The 20964-nt window shown below is 54.2% G+C and carries 19 protein-coding genes; 4 read left to right on the forward strand and 15 right to left on the reverse strand.

Annotated elements, in window-relative coordinates:
* Positions 1-16: 16 nt before the first annotated feature.
* The 6 genes from NST37_RS24210 to NST37_RS24235 all read right to left on the reverse strand — a co-directional run bounded on the left by NST37_RS24210 (position 17) and on the right by NST37_RS24235 (position 6414).
* Positions 17-994 carry an alpha-ketoacid dehydrogenase subunit beta gene (locus NST37_RS24210; RefSeq protein ID WP_003388696.1) on the reverse strand — a complete coding sequence of 326 codons (978 nt, stop codon included), beginning with the start codon at positions 992-994 and terminating at the stop codon, positions 17-19.
* Positions 987-1979 carry a thiamine pyrophosphate-dependent dehydrogenase E1 component subunit alpha gene (locus tag NST37_RS24215; RefSeq protein ID WP_238986212.1) on the reverse strand — a complete coding sequence of 331 codons (993 nt, stop codon included), beginning with the start codon at positions 1977-1979 and terminating at the stop codon, positions 987-989. Before NST37_RS24215 ends, NST37_RS24210 begins: the two co-directional genes overlap by 8 nt.
* Before the next feature lie 93 nt (positions 1980-2072).
* Positions 2073-3530, reverse strand: a complete 1458-nt coding sequence (locus NST37_RS24220; protein WP_031932487.1) for a PLP-dependent aminotransferase family protein — start codon at positions 3528-3530, stop codon at positions 2073-2075.
* A gap of 13 nt (positions 3531-3543) precedes the next feature.
* On the reverse strand, positions 3544-4830 hold the full coding sequence (locus NST37_RS24225; protein WP_003388699.1) for a TRAP transporter large permease: 1287 nt from the start codon (positions 4828-4830) through the stop codon (positions 3544-3546).
* A complete protein-coding gene (locus NST37_RS24230; RefSeq protein ID WP_003388700.1) occupies positions 4827-5306 on the reverse strand; it encodes a TRAP transporter small permease in 480 nt (159 codons plus the stop codon). Before NST37_RS24230 ends, NST37_RS24225 begins: the two co-directional genes overlap by 4 nt.
* A gap of 82 nt (positions 5307-5388) precedes the next feature.
* Positions 5389-6414 (reverse strand): DctP family TRAP transporter solute-binding subunit, encoded by a 1026-nt coding sequence (locus NST37_RS24235; RefSeq protein WP_122958007.1) that lies wholly within the window; start codon positions 6412-6414, stop codon positions 5389-5391.
* 324 nt (positions 6415-6738) lie between these two features.
* On the opposite strand from NST37_RS24235, the gene NST37_RS24240 reads away from it, so the two are divergent.
* The 4 genes from NST37_RS24240 to NST37_RS24255 are packed head-to-tail and all read left to right on the forward strand — an operon-like array spanning position 6739 to position 10272.
* Positions 6739-7653 (forward strand): decaprenyl-phosphate phosphoribosyltransferase, encoded by a 915-nt coding sequence (locus tag NST37_RS24240; protein WP_024983031.1) that lies wholly within the window; start codon positions 6739-6741, stop codon positions 7651-7653.
* Between the two features lie 25 nt (positions 7654-7678).
* Positions 7679-8035, forward strand: a complete 357-nt coding sequence (locus tag NST37_RS24245) for an SMR family transporter (RefSeq protein WP_024983032.1) — start codon at positions 7679-7681, stop codon at positions 8033-8035.
* A gap of 43 nt (positions 8036-8078) precedes the next feature.
* Positions 8079-8558, forward strand: coding sequence for a divergent PAP2 family protein (locus NST37_RS24250; protein ID WP_003388704.1), 480 nt, complete (start codon positions 8079-8081; stop codon positions 8556-8558).
* Between the two features lie 22 nt (positions 8559-8580).
* Complete coding sequence (locus tag NST37_RS24255; RefSeq protein ID WP_339185967.1) at positions 8581-10272, forward strand: hypothetical protein; 1692 nt, start codon at positions 8581-8583, stop codon at positions 10270-10272.
* Positions 10273-10414: 142 nt separating this feature from the next.
* On the opposite strand, the gene NST37_RS24260 is transcribed toward NST37_RS24255, so the two are convergent.
* The 9 genes from NST37_RS24260 to NST37_RS24300 all read right to left on the reverse strand — a co-directional run bounded on the left by NST37_RS24260 (position 10415) and on the right by NST37_RS24300 (position 20688).
* Positions 10415-11158, reverse strand: a complete 744-nt coding sequence (locus NST37_RS24260) for an MBL fold metallo-hydrolase (protein ID WP_003388706.1) — start codon at positions 11156-11158, stop codon at positions 10415-10417.
* 239 nt (positions 11159-11397) lie between these two features.
* Positions 11398-11952 carry a glycerol-3-phosphate responsive antiterminator gene (locus tag NST37_RS24265; protein WP_024983034.1) on the reverse strand — a complete coding sequence of 185 codons (555 nt, stop codon included), beginning with the start codon at positions 11950-11952 and terminating at the stop codon, positions 11398-11400.
* A gap of 43 nt (positions 11953-11995) precedes the next feature.
* Positions 11996-12805 (reverse strand): sugar phosphate isomerase/epimerase family protein, encoded by an 810-nt coding sequence (locus tag NST37_RS24270; RefSeq protein WP_171506150.1) that lies wholly within the window; start codon positions 12803-12805, stop codon positions 11996-11998.
* Positions 12806-12820: 15 nt separating this feature from the next.
* Positions 12821-13624, reverse strand: a complete 804-nt coding sequence (locus NST37_RS24275) for a carbohydrate ABC transporter permease (protein ID WP_024983035.1) — start codon at positions 13622-13624, stop codon at positions 12821-12823.
* A gap of 11 nt (positions 13625-13635) precedes the next feature.
* On the reverse strand, positions 13636-14526 hold the full coding sequence (locus NST37_RS24280) for a sugar ABC transporter permease (protein WP_024983036.1): 891 nt from the start codon (positions 14524-14526) through the stop codon (positions 13636-13638).
* A 28-nt stretch (positions 14527-14554) separates the two neighbouring features.
* The gene (locus NST37_RS24285; protein ID WP_003388712.1) at positions 14555-15910 is read right to left on the reverse strand and encodes an ABC transporter substrate-binding protein; all 1356 of its coding nucleotides are present in this window, start codon (positions 15908-15910) and stop codon (positions 14555-14557) included.
* A gap of 27 nt (positions 15911-15937) precedes the next feature.
* Positions 15938-17221: an ABC transporter ATP-binding protein gene (locus NST37_RS24290; protein ID WP_339185969.1), complete on the reverse strand. Its 1284-nt coding sequence runs from the start codon at positions 17219-17221 to the stop codon at positions 15938-15940.
* A 114-nt stretch (positions 17222-17335) separates the two neighbouring features.
* Positions 17336-18148: an HAD-IIA family hydrolase gene (locus NST37_RS24295; RefSeq protein WP_031932481.1), complete on the reverse strand. Its 813-nt coding sequence runs from the start codon at positions 18146-18148 to the stop codon at positions 17336-17338.
* A gap of 341 nt (positions 18149-18489) precedes the next feature.
* On the reverse strand, positions 18490-20688 hold the full coding sequence (locus NST37_RS24300) for a DNA topoisomerase III (protein ID WP_039070763.1): 2199 nt from the start codon (positions 20686-20688) through the stop codon (positions 18490-18492).
* Between the last annotated feature and the right edge of the window lie 276 nt (positions 20689-20964).

Below are 20964 nucleotides of genomic sequence, written 5' to 3' on the forward strand. Positions count from 1 at the left end.
CCTTCCTTCAATTTGTTTACCAGCGTGCCCGCAGAACAGCTTCTACGATTGATTCCACTTGTGGAATCACCCGCTTTTCCAGAGGCGGGCTGAAAGGAATCGGGGTAAAGGCGGCACCTACGCGGATGATGGGGGCGTCCAGGTACTCGAGGATGTTTTCGCTGACCGAGGCGGCAATTTCTCCCCCGACACCGCCTGTTTTGACCGCCTCATGAGCTACGACCAGACGATGTGTCTTTTTGACAGACTCGTAGATCGTCTCCATGTCCATTGGAACAATCGTCCGCAAATCGATCACCTCCGCCTCGAGTCCGTGCAGGCTGCCAAGCTGATCGGCGGCCTCCAGACATTTCCCCAGCATGGCCGAGTACGACACGATGGTCACGTCCTTCCCTTCGCGCACGACCGCCGCTTTGCCGATCGGGGTGAGGTAGTCGCCGTCCGGAACAGGTCCTTTTTTGCTGAACAAGTCTTTGTGTTCAAAATAGATCACCGGGTTTTGGTCGCGAATCGCCGCTTTCAGAAGCCCCTTGGCATCCGCGGGATTGGACGGAATGACGACCTTGAGGCCCGGAATATGCAAAAACCATGCTTCCAGCGATTGCGAGTGCTGCGCCGCCGCTGAGCGTGTCACGCCGTCAGGTGCCCGCAGCACGAGCGGCAGGGTCGCCTGGCCCCCGAACATGTAGCGTATTTTGGCCATCTGGTTGAGCACCTCGTCCATCGTCACCCCGATAAAATCGGCAAAGTGCATATCGACGACCGGCACAGCTCCCGCAAGAGCGGCGCCAATTCCCGCTCCCACCAGCGCAGTTTCCGAAATCGGCGTATCGCGTACACGCTCCAGGCCGAATTCCTTTGGCAAGCCCTTGAACTGTCCAAAAATGCCGCCCTGGCTTGCGATGTCTTCTCCCATGATGAAAACTCGCTCGTCCCGGCGCATTTCTTCCTGCATCGCTTCCAATGTTGCCTGAGAAAAGGATATGTTACGCATGGCTGGTCTCCTCCTCTACGTACAGATCATCAAATGCTTCCTCCGGATCAGGATAAGGGCTCTCCTCCGCAAAGCGGATCGCCTCTTCGATTTCTTCCGCGACCCGCTGCTCGATTGCTTGGAGCTGCTCTTCGGTCAGAAGCTTTTCCGGGAGAACCCGCTCGAGGAATTTCTTGATCGGGTCGTTGCTCTCCATCTGGCTCATCACTTCTTCCCGCGTCCGGTACTGCTCCGGATCGCCTACGAAATGGCCTTTGATCCGGTACGTTTTGCACTCGACAAGTGTAGGGCCCTCGCCTCGCCTGGCTCGTTCTACGGCTTCTACTGCGGCTTCATACACGGCAAAAACATCATTGCCATCCACCATCGCGCTTGGCATGGCATAGGACGACGCTCTTACGGAAATATCCGTGACGGCCGTCGCTTCGTGAATCGGCGTCGTCGATGCCCACTGGTTGTTTTCGCAGACAAATACGACGGGCAGCTTCCAGACGGCTGCCATATTCAGCCCCTCGTGAAAGGTACCCCGGTTGCTCGCCCCATCGCCGAAAAAGCAGACGGCTACCTCTGAGCCTTTGCGCAATTGGACTGCCAGCGCGGCTCCGACGGCCAAATTAAACCCGCCGCCCACGACGCCGTTTGCCCCGAGCATGCCAATGCCAAAGTCAGCAATATGCATCGATCCGCCCTTTCCCTTGCAGTAGCCTGTCTTGCGCCCGTACAATTCGGCCATGCACCGTTTTGCTTCGGCGCCTTTTGCCAAGGTGTGGCCGTGCCCCCGATGTGTGCTGGTAATGTAATCGGTGCGGTTCAAGGCGGAGCAAACGCCGACTCCGGTCGCTTCCTCGCCAATGTACAAGTGAACAAAACCCGGAATGTCCCCGGCTAAAAACTTCTCGTTGATCGCCTCTTCAAAGCGTCTGATCAAGAGCATGTGGTAATACCAATCCTGCAAGAGGTCCGTCGATATCGCTTTATTACCCACCAAAAAACACCCCTTCTGGTAAGATGTGAGAATTCCCACCATCAGCATAAGGGGTGTGCAAACGTTTTCATATAACCATTCTCGTGATTGGTCTTACTGATATTCGGAAATGGCCTCACGAATCATTTCGAATCCGGTTTTCAACAAGTCCAGCGAGGGCTGTGTATAGGCCAGGCGGAGATAATTTTCTCCCAAGCCCACGCCGCTCATCCAGTTCCCCGGCACAAACGATACGCCTTTGCGCAGGGCTGTCTGCAGCAGTCTCTCCGCCCGGACCTGGCTGGGGATCCTGCACCACAAAAAGACACCGCCCTCCGGCATGCTGCAGCGGATTTCAGGCATGTCCTTTACGATTTCCCTGATGAGGGACAGACGCGCGCTGTAGGCCTGACGGAGCCTGGCTGCGTGGACCGACAGGCGTCCTTCCGTCAAATAGGCATGCACGGCAATCTGCGTCAGGTTGTTGCTGTGCAGATCGATCCGCTGCTTGATCGTGGATAAATTGGAGATGATTCCTTCCGGGGCTACCAGGAGAGCTACCCGCAGGCTCGGAAACAAATACTTCGAGAACGACTGGAGGTGGATGACATAATTGTCCTGATCCAGCGCTTTGAGCGGCGGCACCGGTTTTTTGCCGAAATAAATCAAGCTGAACGGATCGTCCTCGACGATGGGAACCCTGTATTTTTTCGCGAGGACGAGCAGGTCCTTTCTCCGTTTCAGGGACATGGTCACGCCAGTCGGATTGTGAAACGTCGGGTTTACGTAAATAAACTTCACCGGAAACTGCATCAGGAGATTCTCCAGATTGTCGATGCGAATCCCTTCCTGATCCAGGGTGATGCGCAATATTTTGGCGCCGGTCGCCGTAAACGCGTCAGAGGCGGCGAGAAATCCGGGGTCCTCCATGATGACGTAATCGCCCGGAGCCAGGAACAGCCTGCTGATGAGATCCAGTCCTTGCATCGCTCCGGAGACGATCATGATCTCTTTCGGGTCGACGTGAATGCCGCTCTCCTCCAGCCATTTGCAAGCGTCTATCCGCAGAGGCTCATAGCCCTGCGTCGGTGCGGGCAACTGGAGCAGGATCGGGTTTTTCCGCAAATGCTCGGCAAAGTATTGGCTCAGCTCGATTCCCGGGTGAACCTCGGGGGCCGTGCCGACACCCGCGAAATTGATCAGGCGCGGGTCTCGGCCAAAACGCATGATCTCTTCCATCGCATGATTGACATTCCCCGTCTGATAGGCGAAGTCGGCATGCCAGGTGACAACCTGCTCTGTCCGCTCCATCTGCGGTCCGCGCATGATATATGTGCCGCTCCCCTGCTGGCTGCGGACGATCCCTCTTGCTTTCATGTCTTCATTGGCAAGCGTGATCGTCATCCTGCTCACCTTCAACAGCTCAGCCATCCGCCGCTCGGAAGGCAGCCGCGTCCCGGGCTTCAACTTCCCTTCGTGCACCATTTGTTCTATCTGCCGCGAGATTTGCTTGTACAAGGGCTCTTTTTCCACCGCATCCAGAACAATTTGATCCCAATGGGTCGCTGACAAAAGAGATCACTCCTTATTTCATGTTCAACAGTTCAGGAAGCCACAGTGTAATAGACGGAATGTAAGTGATCACGAGCAACGCGAGTATGGATGCGACAATAAACGGAATAACCCCTTTCGATATCTCCTTCAACGAAATTTTCGCCAGTCCGCAAGCAACGTAAAGATCGAGGCCAACGGGCGGTGTGACCAGACCAATGGCGAGGTTCATCGTCATCATGACGCCAAAATGGACAGGGTCAATGTCCATCATGGTGAGAATCGGCAAAAAGATCGGCAAGAAAATATAAAATGCGGATATGGCATCCACAAACATCCCCGCGATCAGCAGGACCAGGTTGATCATCAGCAGCATCGTAATCGTGTTGGGGGCGATGCTCATCAAGGAATTGGCCAAATCCTCCGCAATCCCCTCAACCGTGATCAGCCAGGCAAAGGTGGAGGCCGAGGCGACGATAAGCATGATCATCGCTGTCGTTTTCGCAGATTCCACCAAGAGGCTTGGCAAATGTTTGATTTTGATTTCCTTGTAGATAAAAATTCCGACAAACAAACCGTAGAATACTGCCACAACGGCAGACTCTGTCGGCGTGAAAATCCCCGTGTAGATTCCCCCCAGGATGATCACAGGGGCCATCAAGCCCCACGAGGCATCCTTCAGAGCAGCCACAATGTCCCTGGCGCTCGCTTTCGGAAGCGTAGGGATCTTTTCTTTCCTGGCGATCATGTATCCCGTCAGCGCCAGTATGGCACCCATCAAGAGGCCGGGGACAATCCCCGCCATAAAGATTTTACCAATGGAAACCTCCGCGATTACACCGTAGATGATATAGGCGATGCTGGGCGGAATGATGATGCCGATGCCGCCTGCCGTCGCGAGAAGCCCTGCCGACATATCCTTGCGATAGCCTTGCTTGACCATGGCCGGTATGATAATCGCGCCCACGGCGGCCATCGTAGCGGGACCGGAACCGGAAATCGCCGCGAAGAAGCACGCTGCCACGACTGACACGATGGCAAGCCCGCCCGTGAAATGGCCGGTAAGCGTCTGAGCTAGCTGGATCAGCCTTTTGGAGATGCCCGCCCTCTCCATGATCAGCCCGGCGAGGAAAAAGAACGGAATCGCGAGCAGCGTAAATTTGGTCAACGATGAATACAAGGTCGGCGGCAGCGACTGGATGGGCAGATCAAACAGCAGCAGCGTGATCGCGGTAGAGAGGCCGAGGGCTACGGCGATAGGCATGTTTAAAAACAGCAGCAGAAAGAAGGACCCGAATAGACAAATCGCTGTTGCGCTCATTGGTTTGCCTCCTCTCTTTTATGCCTTCGTATCTCCAGGACGTACCCTTCCCAGAAACGAAACATGCACAGCAGCGCACCGAGCGGCACCGACAGACCCATCAGCCACTCCGGCAGGCCCATGGCCGGCGTCTTCTGGTTGTACTGATACTGCTGCATGACCATTTCCCAACCGTACCAAAGCAGAATGACGAAAAACACCGTCGTCAAACAGCCGACAATCACGGTACAAACGATCCGGAAGCGGGCGGGAAGCTGATCGGTCAAAAGCGCAAAGCCGAGGTGCCCGTTTTCCCTGGCAAGCAAGGCCGCTCCGATAAAAATGATGAAAGCGAAGATGTTGGTGGTCAGTTCTTCCGTCATGGAAAGCGAGCTGTTGAAAAAATATCTCGATAATACGTTGACCATTGTCAAAACGCAGATGATGCCCATTAAGACTGCCAGAATCCACTCTTCCAGCCGAACCCAGAATTTCATGACGATCCCCCCGTAAAAAGCAATTGCCCTGCGATTGGGATGAAAAAGGGGGCTTTATCGCCCCTTTTTCCACCTGTCGTGTTTACTTGCGGAATGCATCCAAAAGATCCTTGCCGATGATGCCCTCATATTTGTCGATAACCGGTTGGACTTTTTCCTGGAATGCCTTGATCTGCTCAGGTGTCAGCTCGACGACTTCCATCCCTTTTTCCTTGAGCTGCGCCAGCACTTCTTCGTTCTCTTTGCGATTCAGCTCGATCTGGTATTTGGCGGCTTCTTGGGCCGTTTCTCTCAGCAGCTTTTGCGTGTCCGCGTCCAGACTGTCATACAGCTTTTTATTGACGCCAAAAACGATCGGATCGTACATGTAGTTCCATACAGTCAAGTACTTTTGCACCTCGTACAGTTTGGAGTTGAGAATGATCGGAAGCGGATTTTCCTGTCCGTCGATCACACCTTGCTGCAAGGAGGTAAACACCTCCGAGAAGTTCATAACCGTCGGATCACCGCCAAACTCCTTATACGTAGCCACCATCGCTTCCATGGAAGGCGTTCTGATCTTCAGTCCGTTCAAGTCTTCCGGGGTGAGAATCGGCCTCTTGCTGTTTGTAATTTGACGGTAGCCGCTTTCCCCGAATGCGAGAGGCTCGATCCCTTTGCTGCGAACGAGCTCCATCAATTTTTGCCCGGCTTCTCCGTTCATCGCTTTGTCAGCCTGTTCGTAGCTTGGTATGAGCCAGGGAAGAGAAGGCGCGGCAAACTTCGGGTCGAGTACGTTGTAGATAATCGTAGAGTGGAGAGAAATGTCCGTCGACCCGTTTTGGACTGCCTCCAGACCTTTTGGCTGGTTGCCGTTGGAGAGAGATTCATTTGCATACATTTTCATTTTGATCCGGCCATTTGACTTTTGCTCGACGTCCTCCATCCACTTCTTCACCGCAACTCCCCAGGTGTCTTTCTCCGAGACCGTAATGCTCACTTTGAGCTTTAATTCCTGCGACGCGCCTGCCCCCTGAACTTGAGAGCTTCCGTTCGATTGCTGGGAACCGCAGGCTGCCAGCGCTGCCGCCATCAATACAGAGAGTCCAAAACTTACGAGCCTTTTCATATGTCCTCCCCCGCGTTGTATACGCTTTCAATTTTTAATTTTTAGAATAGTGACAATTGTGTTAAGGGTATATATCCAATAATCAAATTGGCCTTATATTTTGGGTGTTATTTGCAAACATCCCTTTATTTGGATAGCGATTTTCCTTGCAATTCCTTGATTCCATATATCCACTTTCAAGATTTGCCCCTTGCCTTTATCTCCTTTTTTGTGAACTGGATTCGGAACGAAACAGCAAAAATCGATCAATTATGTTACTATTTGTTGGTAATTGTCGTCTTACCTTTGGTAACATGCTACATAGTAAATAGATTGGAGAGTCATATGGGATTGCCGAATTCTGTGAAAGTAAAAGCGCAAACAGCACCTGTCCAAAATGTTTTGGTTTTGTTGATTCGTCAGCTGCGGCCTCAGCAATGGACAAAAAACCTGCTTGTTTTTGCTGCCCTTTTGTTTTCTTTCCGCCGAGTGGATATGGATGTTGGCGGCAAAGCTATTCTCGCCTTTTTCCTTTTTTGCTTCGTATCCGGCTGTGTCTATATATTGAATGATTTTGTAGACATCAAAAACGACCGGAACCATCCCGAAAAGCGGTTCCGGCCCATGGCTTCGGGGGCATTAAACCCGTTTTTGGCACTGACTTTCGGTGCTTTGCTGCTGATTGTTTCCCTTTCTGTCGCCTTCTCTGTCAATACGCTCCTCGGTTTTGTGCTGCTGGTTTACTTTTTGCTGAACTGCGCGTATTCACTCAAGCTGAAGCATGTAGTCATTCTCGATGTGATGATTATCTCTGCCGGTTTTGTCCTCCGTGCGATCGGAGGCGGCCTCGCGATCGGAACCCCGCTGACCCCGTGGTTTTTGCTTTGCACCATGCTGCTGGCTCTCTTCTTGGCCATCAGCAAGCGGCGGCACGAGCTTCAACTGCTGCAAGCGGAAAAAGGTTCCCACCGGAAAGTACTGGAGTTCTACTCGACAGAATTGTTGAATCAATTCAATACGATCGTGACAACGGCAACGATCATCAGCTACTCGTTGTTCACCTTCACATCCGGGCGGACGATCCAGTTGATGTGGACGATTCCGTTCGTGATTTTTGGCATTTTCCGCTACCTCTATTTGATTGCGATGAGCGGCAAGGGAGGCAGTCCGGAAAAAGTGCTGCTGGAGGACAAGCCGATCCTGATCACGGTGCTCTTGTATGTGGTTACGGTGGCCGGCATCCTGTATTTTTTTGAATAACAGCACAGATAGGTGGATGAAGGGTATGCAGGCGCACGTCCTGATTTTTGTTTCGATCCTGCTCAGCGCATGCGGGCAGGTCGCCATGAAGCTGGGAGCCTCGTCTCTGGCGGGAAAGAGCGATCTGTTTTTGCTGAAAATCTTGCAGTACATCACCAACGTACCGATCGTCGTCGGACTTTCCCTGTACGGAATCTCCGCATTTGTCTGGATAGCGGCCATCGAAAGGGTACAGCTCTCCTACGCCTACCCTATGGCCGCCTTGGGCTATGTCCTCGTAGCGATCCTGTCGGTTTTTCTGTTTCAGGAGCCGATGTCTGCCACGCGGATGGCGGGCCTTGCGATCATCATCATCGGCGTCATTGTGCTGGCACAGTCCTGACACATCCCGCAGCTTGGCAGTTTATCTTATCGGAGGAATTCACATGTTGTACGCGTTGGCACCGTTTATCGGATGGCTCGTCTCGGGAACGGTCAAATTTTTTATCAACTACCTTCGCTTTGGGAAGGAAGCCCGGTCAAAAATAGGAAACGGCGGATTCCCCAGCACCCATACGACTGTGATGGTCACCAGCATTGCCCTGATCGGCCTGCGCGAAGGCTTTGACCATCCTGTATTCGGGCTGGGAGTTGCGGTTACGTTTATCGTCATCATTGACGCGATGGGATTGCGCAGGGCCGTCGGCAAGCATGCGGAAGCGCTGAACCGGATGGCGACAGCGCCGTACCAGTCGGTCTCTGCAGAGTCGAGTGTCACAGCGGATTCGCCTGCTTCCGTCGCAAAGCCGCTGCGCGAAAGCATGGGGCATACCAAAGGTGAGATTGTAGGAGGGATTGTTCTCGGCGTGCTGCTTGCGAAGCTTTTGCACGTGCTTTCACAAGCAAGCCCGAGTCTATTTGGCTAGGAATGGGAGAGAAAGAGAAAGTATGAACGAATCAACAAATATGAACAAGCTGGGGAACTATTCCTTTATTCTGGGGATTGCGTTGATCCTCTTTTTAGCCTTTATGCTGTTTTTCACTTCGGTCCTGTTGTTATGCGGAATACCGATTACCGGCATCAGCCTCTGGCTGTCCCTGGCTCTCGGCCTTCTTAGCATGTGGGGCATGACGCGCTCATTCTTTCCTGCCCGCACAGTGGCCGCGTTTCTCTCCACTCTCGCGGGGCTTGCGCTCGTTTTGGGAATCAGCTTGTATGTGAGCGCCCACACCTACGACCTGTCATGGGATGGGCAAACGTATCACCAGGAAGCGATTATCCTTCTGAAGGATGGATGGAATCCGGTCTATGAACAGCTGGAGGCGCCCACAGATGCAGAGCTTGCGAAGCTGCAGGGACGCGAGCTGCTGACGGTGTTCGAGCTGTGGATCAACCACTACAGCAAAGGCCCTTGGCTCCTCGATTCTCTGCTTTACAAAGTGACCGATCAGATTGAAGTGAGCAAGATCTTCAACTTCATCCTGCTGTTTGCGTCTTTTTTTCTGTCTGCAGCCGCCATGCTGACAGCTTTTCCAGCGAAGCCGAAAAGAGCGGTTATTCTCTCGCTCCTGTTGGCCTGCAATCCTGTGGTGGTAACGCAGCTGATCACCTTTTACATTGACGGACAGCTGGCATCGCTCATTTTGTGCATCTGTGCGCTCGGCTATCTTTTGTACAAACGGTATCACCCGTGGACGCTTGCCGGGCTTTGCTCGGCGCTCATTCTGCTCGGCGAGGTGAAATTTACCGCCCTTGTTTACGCCGTCCTGCTCGGCTGCGGGCTGCTGCTGCTCTTTTTCCTCTACGACAGCGAGGGGCGGTGGAAAAGCCTGCTTGCCGCATTCACGGCCAGCTTGCTCATCTGTGTGGCGCTCGTCGGCTACAATCCATACGTAACGAATACGCTGACGAAGGGCCATCCGTTTTACCCGCTGGCTGGCGAAAATGCGGTCGACATCATGAAAACCAACAGCCCGCATGATTTTCTGGACAAAAACCGGTTTGAAAAGTTCTTTGTTTCTCTGTTTGCGACGACCGCCAACGTCGGAAACGACGGAGAAAGCCAGCTCAAATGGCCGTTTTCGGTCACGCCGTACGAGATAACGGCGTTCATCTCTCCCGATGTGCGGGTAGCCGGATTCGGTCCCATGTTCGGGGGAGCCGTGCTGCTCGGCTGCCTGGTCATTTTTGGCCTGCTGCTGCAAAAGAGACGGGCGCATCGGCCAGTTTTCCTCGTCATGGCTATCCTGCTGTTTACGGTTTTGATCAATCCGGAGTCGTGGTGGGCCCGGTATGTCCCCCAGCTTTGGATCATTCCCGTCCTGATTGCCGTGATGGGACTGGAAAGCGGAAAAGCGTGGATTCAAAATGGAAGCAGGCTTTTGCTCTGCGCTCTTATAGCAAACGCGTTTTTGGTCGGCTTCGGTCATTTTATCGGACAGAGCTATTCGCATCTGCTGCTCAAACAGCAGCTGCAGGCGATGAAGCAGAGCACTCAGCCAGTGCTGGTCGATTTCCGGCACTTCAATGCCAACCGCGTCCGGCTGCAGGAGGAGGGAATCCCGTTTGTTGAGACCAAAATCGACGAAAAGCAGGCGAAAGGTTTGTCTTCTTCCCGGACGCTGTACATTATTCCGTAAGTAATAAGGGAATCTCGAAACAAAAGCGCCTTCCTGTCATCAGGAGGCGCTTCGTTTGTTTAATTGGCTGCGATTTTCTATATTGTCGAGGTTTCTACCGGATCTTTGCTGTTAGGAAAGCCCGTTGTTCTTCCCCTGTCTGCTAGGCAGGGTCTCTCTGTGCAAGCTGCTCCAACTGCCCTTTCACATTTTGATCGCTGCGCCCGCCGTGGTAGCAAATGACCGACTCGATCTCATAATCGAGAAGCTTTGCAAGTGAGCGCCGGGCTTCTTCCATGTCCAGGGTTGTCCGGGCTACAGGACCTTGCAAAGTGCCGTTCACACAGATCAAGGCATCGCCTGCAACCAGCGTCTTGCTTTGGACGAGATAAAGGCTGATGTGCCCATCGGTATGCCCCGGTGTGTGAATGACGCGAATCCCGCCGCCATAGGGCAATTCGTCGCCGTCATCAAGAGTATGGTCCACCTTGGCCTTCGGCGGATTGCCAAAAAAGTCTATCGCCTTCTGGCGTTCTTCTTCCGGGAGCATCTCCAGCAAAGGAGCCATTGCTTCGGGACTCGTTTTTATGAGAGGCAGCGTCCCCTCGATGTAAGGCTGATCGAGCTTGTGTGCATACACTTTTGCTTGCTCCGCCTCAGCGATGATCTCGGGTACGCTGCCGATGTGGTCGAAATCCTGATGCGTCAGAATTACTGCTTTCAATATGGCAGGAGAAACACCCGCCTCCAGCATGGCTGTGCGGATTCGCTCCCATGATCCGGGCATACCGGTATCGATCAGGACAGCTGCCTCGTCATCCCAGATCAGGGTCGGGTGCAATGCGGTACTGCCACCGACAGAATTCTCATGCAAATGAAGCATGTTTACACCAGTCTGTTTGCTCAAAAAAGATTCCCCCAATGTAAAAGTGGATGCAGGAGATTGTCAAAGTATGGATTCTCCTATAAGCTACACAATATTATGTATCACACTTTCAAAGCTGAGGTCAATTCCATAAATTATAATGATAACACAAATATTTATTTTTGTCAACAGATATTTTTCCGGTAATCATGCCAACATTCTCCGTTCATTCATCCACTTGAGATCCGTCAAGATTTGCATATTCGTTAGTCCTTTTGCAATCAATTCCACAGCTCCGACCTGCTGAGCGATACCGCATCCGCTCCGTGGGCAAGCGCTTCCTGCACCTGCTTCCGGGTCCAGATCAACCCGCCCAAAATAATCGGCTGGGAGAGCTGTTCTTTGATATACGGAATGATCGAAGGCGCGATGCCCGGCATGATTTCGATGGCATCGGGCTGGTTTTCCTGCACATTTCTGATCGTATTCTGCAAAGAGCTGGAGTCGATCAAGAAGACGCGCTGAATCGTCAAAAGCCCCTCCTTTTTCGCCACGCGGATCATCGGTCCTTTGGTTGTGACAATGCCTGCCGGGCGGATGTGCCGGGATAAAAAACGGCAGGATTCCTTGTCATTGGAAAGACCGTTCATCAGATCCGTGTGAACGAAAATCGGCTTGCCCGCTTGCGTGAAAGTCTCCGTCTCCTCCATCAGCCGGGTCAGCTTTGCGTACATCAGCAAAATGGCGCTGACCGGAGATGCCATCGCCGCTGCAAGCTGGTCCTGCTCCGTGGCGGCAATGACCGGATTTGCCTTCAGTAACGTCCTTATGTCCATCGGTATCCCCTCGCCTTCTGACATTGTTCCCTCGCAACCTCCCTCATCGCTGCTGGCTCAACCGCGAGATACTCAGCTCGGCATCCGCGACGCATGTCGTCTCAATGACCCAGCTGCCGGCAAACCCCTTTTCCTTGAGTAGAGACAATATCGCGGCAAAAGGAACCGTTCCTTCGCCTACAGCCAGATGATCGTCCTTGATCCCCCGGTTGTCGCTCAGGTGAAGGGCCTGCATATACGGAAAGACCTCCCGGAGACCATCCAGAGCGTAGCCTTTGCGGATCAGATGAGCGTGACCGATGTCGTAGACAATGCCCACCGATGGCGAAGCCACTTGTTTGCAGATGGCGATCAGATCGGAGACAGTCCAGCCGAGCACCTTGGGGTAGGGAGGCACGTTTTCCAGAAGAAGCCGTGTACGCGAATCCCCGATATGTGGCAGAAGCGGTTCGATAAACTGCGCGACCCGCTCCACTCCCCGCTCGCGCTCCGCCCCATCCAGGCGATCCTCTACCTCTCCGGCGTGCATCACCACATGCGTGCAATCCAAAAATGCAGCCACCTCCAGACAGCGCTTCATCGCATCTGACGTCTGCTCCCTCAGCCCGCCTGCTGCCGCCGGGTTGCATCCGTCGATAGGCGCGTGGATCGACCAGACGATCCCCTTTTCGCTGCCCAGCGCCCGCAGATCGTTCAGCTCGCCAGCCGACCACTCGAGAAGCTCCCTGTGTCCTGCTTCGCACATGATTTCGATCAACGTCCAGCCGCCGTCGGCAAGCCGCTGGATCGCTTCCCTGAGCGGCTGGTCAAACAGCGCGTACGTTGAGATGGCATAAGAAGCTTTTGCACTCATCGCTTTCCCCCCTCGTCATTTCACACCGGAATGGATGAAGCTGTTGATAAACTGCCGCTGAAACAGCAAAAAGGCAAGCAGCAGCGGGAAAATGACCATCACTGTGGCGGCGCTCACCTCGGCCCACTGCGCCCCTGTCTCGAACGACTGGGCAAAAATGGCGAGTCCGACGGTCAACGGACGGTTTTCCACCGAATTGGTGACGATGAGCGGCCACATGAAATTGTTCCAGTGGTAGCTGACCGACACCAGTCCAAACGCGATGTAGGTCGGCCGGGCCAGCGGAACGTACACCCGCCACAAAATCTGCCACCACGAGCAGCCCTCCATACGTGCGGCTTCCTCAAGCTCATGCGGGATCGTCTTGAATGTCTGCCGTAAGAGAAAAACGCCGAACGCCGAGGCGAAATACGGCATCATGATGCCCAGCTTCGTATCCAGCAAGGACAGGTCCCGCAGCACGTTGTAATTGGGAAAGATGAGGATGTCTGCCGGCACCATCAGTTGCACCAAAAACAGGATGAACAGCGCGTCCCGCCCCCAAAACCGGAGCTTCGCAAAGGCGTAGGCAGCCAGCGTGGCGGTCACGATTTGCACGGCGAGCACGCCCGTTACGATCAGAAATGTGTTGAGATAATACTGGGCAAAGGGAGCCGCATTCCATACCTTGATCACGTTATCCAGCGTGAAATCGGGACTGAGCGTCCAGGAGATCGCCAGCTCTCGCGGCCGGAATGCCGTCCAGAAGGCCCACACAAGCGGAAACAGCCAGAGGGCGGCCAGCCCGTACATCGCCACCCCCGTTATTTTGCGAAACATCTGACTCCCCCTCAGTTGTAATGAATCTTTTTATCCAGACCAAAAAATTGAATCGCGGCAACGAGCAGCAGGATGACCACCATGACGACTGTCAAAGCGGAAGCCATGCCCTGATCCCAGAAGGAAAACGCCGTCTCGTAAATGTAGTAAAGCAACAGGTTGCTGGCGTTGTCCGGACCGCCCTTGGTCATGATGACAAGATGGTCGACCAGCTTGAACGAGTTGGTAAACGCAATGATCAAGACGAACATCGTGGTGGGCATCAACAGCGGAAACGTCACTCGCCTGAACACCGTCCACGGCTTGGCTCCGTCCATCGAGGCGGATTCGTACAGTTCCTTGGAAATATTTTGCAAGCCGGCCAGATAAAAAATCATGAAGTAGCCCGCTTCCTTCCAGATCACCATGAAGATCATCGCAAACATGACGTTCGTCCGATCTCCCAGCCAGTTCATCCCGCCGTGGCCGAACCATTCCATGACATGGCTCAAAGCCCCGTACTCCGGCGTGTAAATGAACAGCCATATATTCGCGACGGCAATCATCGGGACGACCGTCGGATAAAAGTAGGCAGTGCGGACAAACCCTTTGCCGCGCAGCGCCTTGTTTGCAAACAAAGCCATCGCAAGTCCCAGGGCGATACTCGTCGGCACCGTCCCCAGAGCAAACCACAAGTTGTTGGTCAGCACCTTCCAGAACACGTCATCTTCCAGCATGATTCTGTAGTTGTCTCCCCCGTTAAAAAACGGCTCCGGGGAACCCAGATCCGCTTGGTAAAAGCTCAGGATAACCGTTTGAAGAACGGGATAAAAGGTAAACAGAACAAGGAAGATGAGGGAGGGAAGGAGCAGAAGCCAGGCGTAGATGTTGATCCTCCATTTTGCGCGATGTTCCAACCCCATTGTCGCTCCCCCAATTCATCTGCTGCTTTTATTTGTTGAACGGCGCGAGGATTTTGTCCGCTTCCTCCTGCGCTTTTTTCAATGCCGCGGCAGGCTCCGCCTGACCGGTAATCACGGCTTGCAGACTGTCGTTCAGCGCTTTGGTCACCTTCCCGTTGTTATGTGTAGACAGCTCGGCGTGTCCGTATGCCAGCTGGTCGCGGGCGACTGCCGCCACCGGGAATGTTTTGACGTACTCTTTCATGCTCTCGGTTTCGTAGGCCGATTTGCGCGTGGCTACGTACCCTGTATCGATGCTCCATTGCGCGGCCCTCTCCGGCTCAGTCATGAAACGGATGAACTTCCACGCCGCTTCCTGCTTCTTCTCGTCGATGCCTTTGAACATATAGAAGTTTCCTCCGCCTGTCGGGCTGCCAAAGGTCTTTTTCGCGGGCAAAAACGCTACCCCAAAGTCAAACTTCGCGTTGTTTTTCACGTTCGTCAGGTTTCCGGTCGTATGGTACATCATCGCCGTCTTGCCCTCGAGAAAATCGGACGGCACCGTCGCCCACTCAATCACGCCCTCCGGCATGACCTGATGCTTTTTCGCCAAATCGACCCACAGTTGCAGCGCTTCGACGTTTTCCGGCGTATCGAAGAAGACCTTTTTCCCGTCTTCGGTCATCAGGTTTTTGCCGTTTTGCAGAGCAAAGGACTGGAACATCCAATACGGAAACCCGGATGTCGGGATTTCGACACCCCAGCGCCCGTCTTTTTTCAGCTTTGTCGCATACTCCACCAGCTCATCCCAGTTTTGCGGCGGCTTTTCCGGGTCAAGGCCGACTTCTTTGAACGCTTCCTTGTTGTAGTAGAGCACGATGGTGCTGCGCTGGAACGGGATGCTGTACGTCTTGCCGTCTACTTGCGAGTTGGCCATGAAGCCCGGATAAAAGTCGTTTACGTACTCGCTGCCGCCATCCTTGGCGATAAAATCGTCCAACGGAAGGATCGCGTCCATGTCCAGCATCGTGTACAGCTCCGTCGAGAGCATGACCGCAACGTCAGGCGGCGTCTTCCCTTGGACGGCGGCCTGGATTTTCGTCGTCGTATCCTGGTAGCTTCCGGTGTAGACCGGTTTCACGGCAATATCGGGATTCGCCTTGTTGAATTCCTCCGCCATGCCGTCGACGATCTTCGTCAGCGGACCGCCGACCGCTACCGGATAGAAGAAGGTAAGCTCTGTTTTTTCCCCGCTTGCCTTGCCCGCTCCCGATCCGGCCGCGGCTTCCGATCCTGCTCCTGCTCCAGCCTGACTGCCCGTCGCCGGGGCATTCCCGCTCGAGCAGCCCGTGATCAATGCCATGCTCATCAGTACGGAAAACAACCCTTTCACAACTGTACGCATCGGTTACTCTCTCCCTTTTCGCGTCTTTTAGATGGCGTTTATTTGCAAAACGTTTTGGTGGATGGTCTTTGACTCCGAAGCAGTCAGATTTTTGCCCGACTGCGGGTCAAACAGGCAAATTTGGCCCGGGTAGAACCCGACTCGGACCATTTCTCCCCTCCGGCAAGGCCATTGCCCGTTCCATTTGGCCTTCCAGCGGGCGCTTGCCAAAGCGAACTCGACGATCGTCTCCGAGCCGAGAATCTCGACAGCCTCCACCCTGACGGGCAAAATGATGGCTCCGGCACTCGCATCCGAGCCTGCCGCCAGGCTTGCAACCGGATTTGCAGCCAGGCTTGCCAACTGGCTTATGCCCTGGACCGCCCGCTCCGCTTTGCCCTGACCGGCTCTCTCGCTCGCCGCATGGTCCGGGATGCCGACGGTCGGTTCCGCTGCGTAGGGCTGTAGCGCCTCAGGACGGATGCCCAAGACCACCGGAGCGCCCTCCCTGATCCCCTCGCGATAGCCAATCGGGAGAAATGCTTTTTCATTGCCTGTCCCGATCACCACGCCCTGGCAAGAACCGTCGCTCGCCCACGTTCCGCTAACTGTGTTCATCGGAGGGGAGCCGGTGAATTCGGCGACGAATAAATTGGCCGGCTGGTTGTACACGTCCAAAGGCCGGCCGATTTGCTGGACTTGCCCGTCGCGGAGCACCATCATCCGGTCCCCCATCGTCATTGCCTCCACCTGGTCGTGCGTAACGTAGATCATCGTGATCCCCAGCTCCTGCTGCAACTGGCGAATTTCCGTGCGCATGTGGCCCCGCAGCTTGGCATCGAGATTGGACAGCGGCTCGTCCATCAGGCAAATCGGATGCTGGCTGACGATCGCCCTCCCGAGCGCTACACGCTGGCGCTGCCCGCCGGACAGCTCGCGCGGCTTTCGCTGCAGCAACTGAGAGATCCCCAGCATTTCTGCTGCATGCGCAAGCCTTTTGGCCTGCTCCTGCTTGTCCACCTTGCGCACCTTCAGGCCGAACAAAATATTTTCTTTCACCGTCAAATGCGGGTACAAGGCGTAGTTTTGAAACACCATCGAGATGCTCCGGCCGCTCGGCGGAACGTGATTCATCTGCTTTCCCCCGATCAGCAGCTCCCCGGAGCTGATATCCTCCAATCCGGCAATCATGCGCAGTGTGGTCGACTTGCCGCATCCCGAGGGACCCACCAGGACGAAAAACTCGCCCGGCTCAATCAGGGCGCTCACCTCGTGGACAACCGTTTGCCGGTCAAACGTTTTGCAAATGCGCCGCAATTCTACTTCGGCCATGTCTCTCCCCCCTTATCTCTGCTCTTGTGCTCCATCGTTCTCTGCATGCCCCTCCCATCATAGCAATCGCTTGCGAAGGAATAATTTGGTTTGTGTAAAGGTCCTGTTAAGCCGTCATGAAACGGCTCCCGTTCCGGTTCCCGCAATCGAAAACAACTGCCCAATCGTCGGCAGGATGTAGTCCGGAACAATTTCTGAGGATTCAGCAGCGCATCTGTCCGTTACCCCCGTCAAGACGAGGGCCGTTTTCATGCCGCTTTTTCGTCCGAGGAGGATGTCCGTTTCCAGCCGGTCCCCTACCATCAGGCACCGTTCCGCTGACAGCCCTGCTTTCGCCAGCACCTTCTCGGCGTAAAAGGCGGAAGGCTTGCCGATCATCGCCCAGGCGCTCTTGCCGCTGGCGGTCTCAATTGCTTTTGCCAGCGCTCCTGTATCGGGAATGGAGCCGCCGGGAACGGGACAGACCGGGTCGGGATTGGTGACGATCAGCCGGGCGCCGCTGCTGACGGCTTCCATCGCGGCCTGCAGCTTCGCATATGTAAACGCGCGGTCCATGCCGACCAGTACATGCGTCGCCTCCGCTGGATTTTGCACCTGCTCAATTTGAAAGCCATCCACTTCCTCTTTCAGCGCAGACTCTCCGATGATCAGCACGCGCGGCCGGGCTTCCTGTTCTCTCAAGTACAGGCCTGCGGCATAGGCGGCCGTCATGATTTCCTCCAGCTCCGCGTCTACGCCCAGCTTGTGCAGGCGCACCTGACAGCCCTCCCGCGTCTGGACGGAGGTGTTGGTCAGAAACATCACTTTTTTGCCGCTTACGCGCAGCCCCGCGAGTGTCTCTGCCGCTCCGGGAAGCAGCCGGTCTCCGAGAAAGACCGTCCCATCCAGGTCAAAGAAATACGCATCAAACAACGTTGTGTCCAGCAAAGCCTCCCGCCTGCTCCTTTCCGTGACAGCATCGGCTGTACGCAAAATGCCCCCATGCAGCAATAGCACAGATAAACATCCCTGCAAAAGCCAGGTCTGTCTTTTCTCCACGCTATTCCTGTATGGGGGCTTTCTCCTCGTCTCAACCCGCGTACAGTCGGTATCAAATGATTGGTTGCAAGATGATCGTACCAACCGATTGTTAAGCTGGTGTTGAAGAATCGTCTCAGTTTTGTTAAGCCGCGTCAAAAAACAGAAAAAGTGGCCTCACAAATACATAAGGCCACTCCATTATCACCGATAGCAAACGATTACTGATCGCGATCGTTGCGAATGAATCATTAATTGTCCAGCTTCAGCTTGGCAAGCGCGTCTTTGAGTGCCGTATTCATCATGCCGTCGGCTTCCTTTTCCTGCTCCTTCAAAAACTTCGCTACCTCCCGCTTGGACACCTTGGTGTTCTTTTCCTTGCTCCGCCGCTCGTTAAAGGTCGACAGCTTCTCCCGGTGGCCGCAGACGCAGACGAACGTCTGGCCTTCTCCCTCGCCCCGCAGCTCCAGCCTTTTGTGGCATTGCGGGCATCTCGCATTCGTCACCTTGGCGATTGTTTTCCGGTGGCCGCATTCCCGGTCCTGACAGACGAGCATCTTGCCTTTTTTCCCGTTTACCTCCAGCATGAACTTTCCGCACTCCGGACATTTGCTGCGGGTCAGGTTGTCGTGGCGGAATTTCTTCTCGCTGTTTTTGATTTCCTGAACGACGGTTTTGGCATAGCTTTTCATCTCGCCGATAAACGCTTGCTTGTTCAGCTTGCCTTTGGCGATCGACCCCAGCTTCAGCTCCCACTGGGCTGTCAGCGTCGGCGATTGCAGATCTTCCGGGACGAGCTCCAACAGCTGTTTTCCTTTAGACGTAATGTGGATGTGCTTGCCCCTTTTCTCGATCAGGAAGCTGTTGAACAGCTTTTCGATAATGTCGGCGCGCGTCGCGACCGTTCCGAGCCCGCCCGTCTCGCCGATGGTCTGGATCAGCTCTTTCTTTTCGTGCGCCATATATTTTGCCGGATTTTCCATCGCGGACAAGAGGCTCGCTTCGGTAAACGGCTCCGGCGGCTTCGTCTCCCCGGTTGTCTGCGTCGCTGAACTGATGCGCAGCCGGTCTCCCTTGGAGATGCTTGGCAGCAGTTGATCGGCTACACCTTCTTTTGACTCCTCTTCCTCGTAATCGTGATCGTACACTTCTTTCCAGCCGGAAGCCGTGACCCTTTTTCCTTTGGCTGTAAACAAATGAACGCCGATTTTCGCCTGGATCGTCGTCTGCTCGTATTCAAACGGCGGGAACAACACCGCCAGAAAGCGTTTTACCACCAGGTCAAAAATCTTTCGCTCCCTGTCGCTCAAGTCTCCCAAAAAGACCTTCTGCTCGGTCGGAATAATCGCATGGTGGTCGGATACCTTGCTGTCATCGACAAAGGACTTGTTTGCCCTGATTCCGGACCGCAGCACCTTCGCAGCCAGCAGGGCATACGGCTTGATTTGTACCGCTTTGATCCGGTCCGCCAGCGTCTCAACGATGTCAGAGGACAGGTAACGGGAATCGGTTCGCGGATAGGTCAGCACCTTGTGGTTTTCATACAGGCTCTGCATGATGGAAAGCGTCTCTTTGGCCGAATAGCCGAACAGCTTGTTGGCATCCCGCTGCAATTCGGTCAAGTCGTAGAGCTGCGGAGCATAGCTCTTTTTCAGCGTTTTCGCGACTTCGACGATTTCGGCCTCCTTCCCCTTGATGTCCTTCAGGATCTGATCGCTGGCATCCTTGGAAAAGGTTCTCGTTTCCTTTGTTTTCGGGTCCTGCCAAATCAGCCGCAGGTTGTTTTCAGCGACAGCGGCAATGCCGTAATAAGGCTTTGGCACAAACCGGCGAATTTCTTCCTCTCTTTTGGCAATGATGGCGAGCGTGGGCGTCTGTACCCGTCCGCAGGAAAGCTGGGCATTGTGCTTGCAGGTCAAAGCCCGCGTCGCGTTGATGCCTACTACCCAGTCCGCTTCCGCGCGGGCAGCCGCAGAGGCGTATAGATGCTCGAATTCCTTGCCGTCTTTTAACCGTTGGAAGCCCTCTTTGATCGCTTTATCGGTCACGGACGAAATCCAGAGGCGTTTGAGCGGCTTGTTTGTCCGGACCATTTCGATGATCCACCTGGCCACCAGCTCTCCCTCGCGGCCCGCGTCTGTGGCGATGACGATGTCTTTTACGTCTTTGCGGAGCATTTGCTGTTTCACCGCATGAAATTGCTTGCTGCTCTCCCTGATCACCACCAGCCGGAAGGAAGGCGGCAGGATCGGCAAGTCCTCGATCTTCCACGAACTGAACTGCTCGCCGTACGCTTCCGGATCAGCTAGGGTAACAAGATGGCCCAAGGCCCACGTTACGATATACTTGTCTCCCTCGAAAAAGCCGTTTCCTTTTTTATGGCAATGCAGCACTCTTGCTATATCCCGACCAACGGAAGGCTTTTCAGCCAGTACCAACGTTTTGCTCATTGATGACATCCTTTCTTGAGAAGTGAAGAGGGACCGGTGTTTGTTTGCCGTGATGTTCTTTCCTCTTCAGAGAATCCTTCCCCCATCATAATCAATTCTCTGTCTCTTGAACAATGTTTGTGAGGGATCCATGTCCATTTTGCGCCCGCCAATGCTCGAAAGGCATTTTATTCCCCCCCTGAATAAAAGGGATTGTATCGCCTAAATAGAATTATTGAAACTATGACGAAAAGAAAACTTTTCCTAATTGCTATTATCTTTATACTGACTTTGACA

It is taken from the genome of Brevibacillus sp. FSL K6-6036 (genome assembly GCF_037964015.1).
Classification (GTDB): domain Bacteria; phylum Bacillota; class Bacilli; order Brevibacillales; family Brevibacillaceae; genus Brevibacillus; species Brevibacillus borstelensis.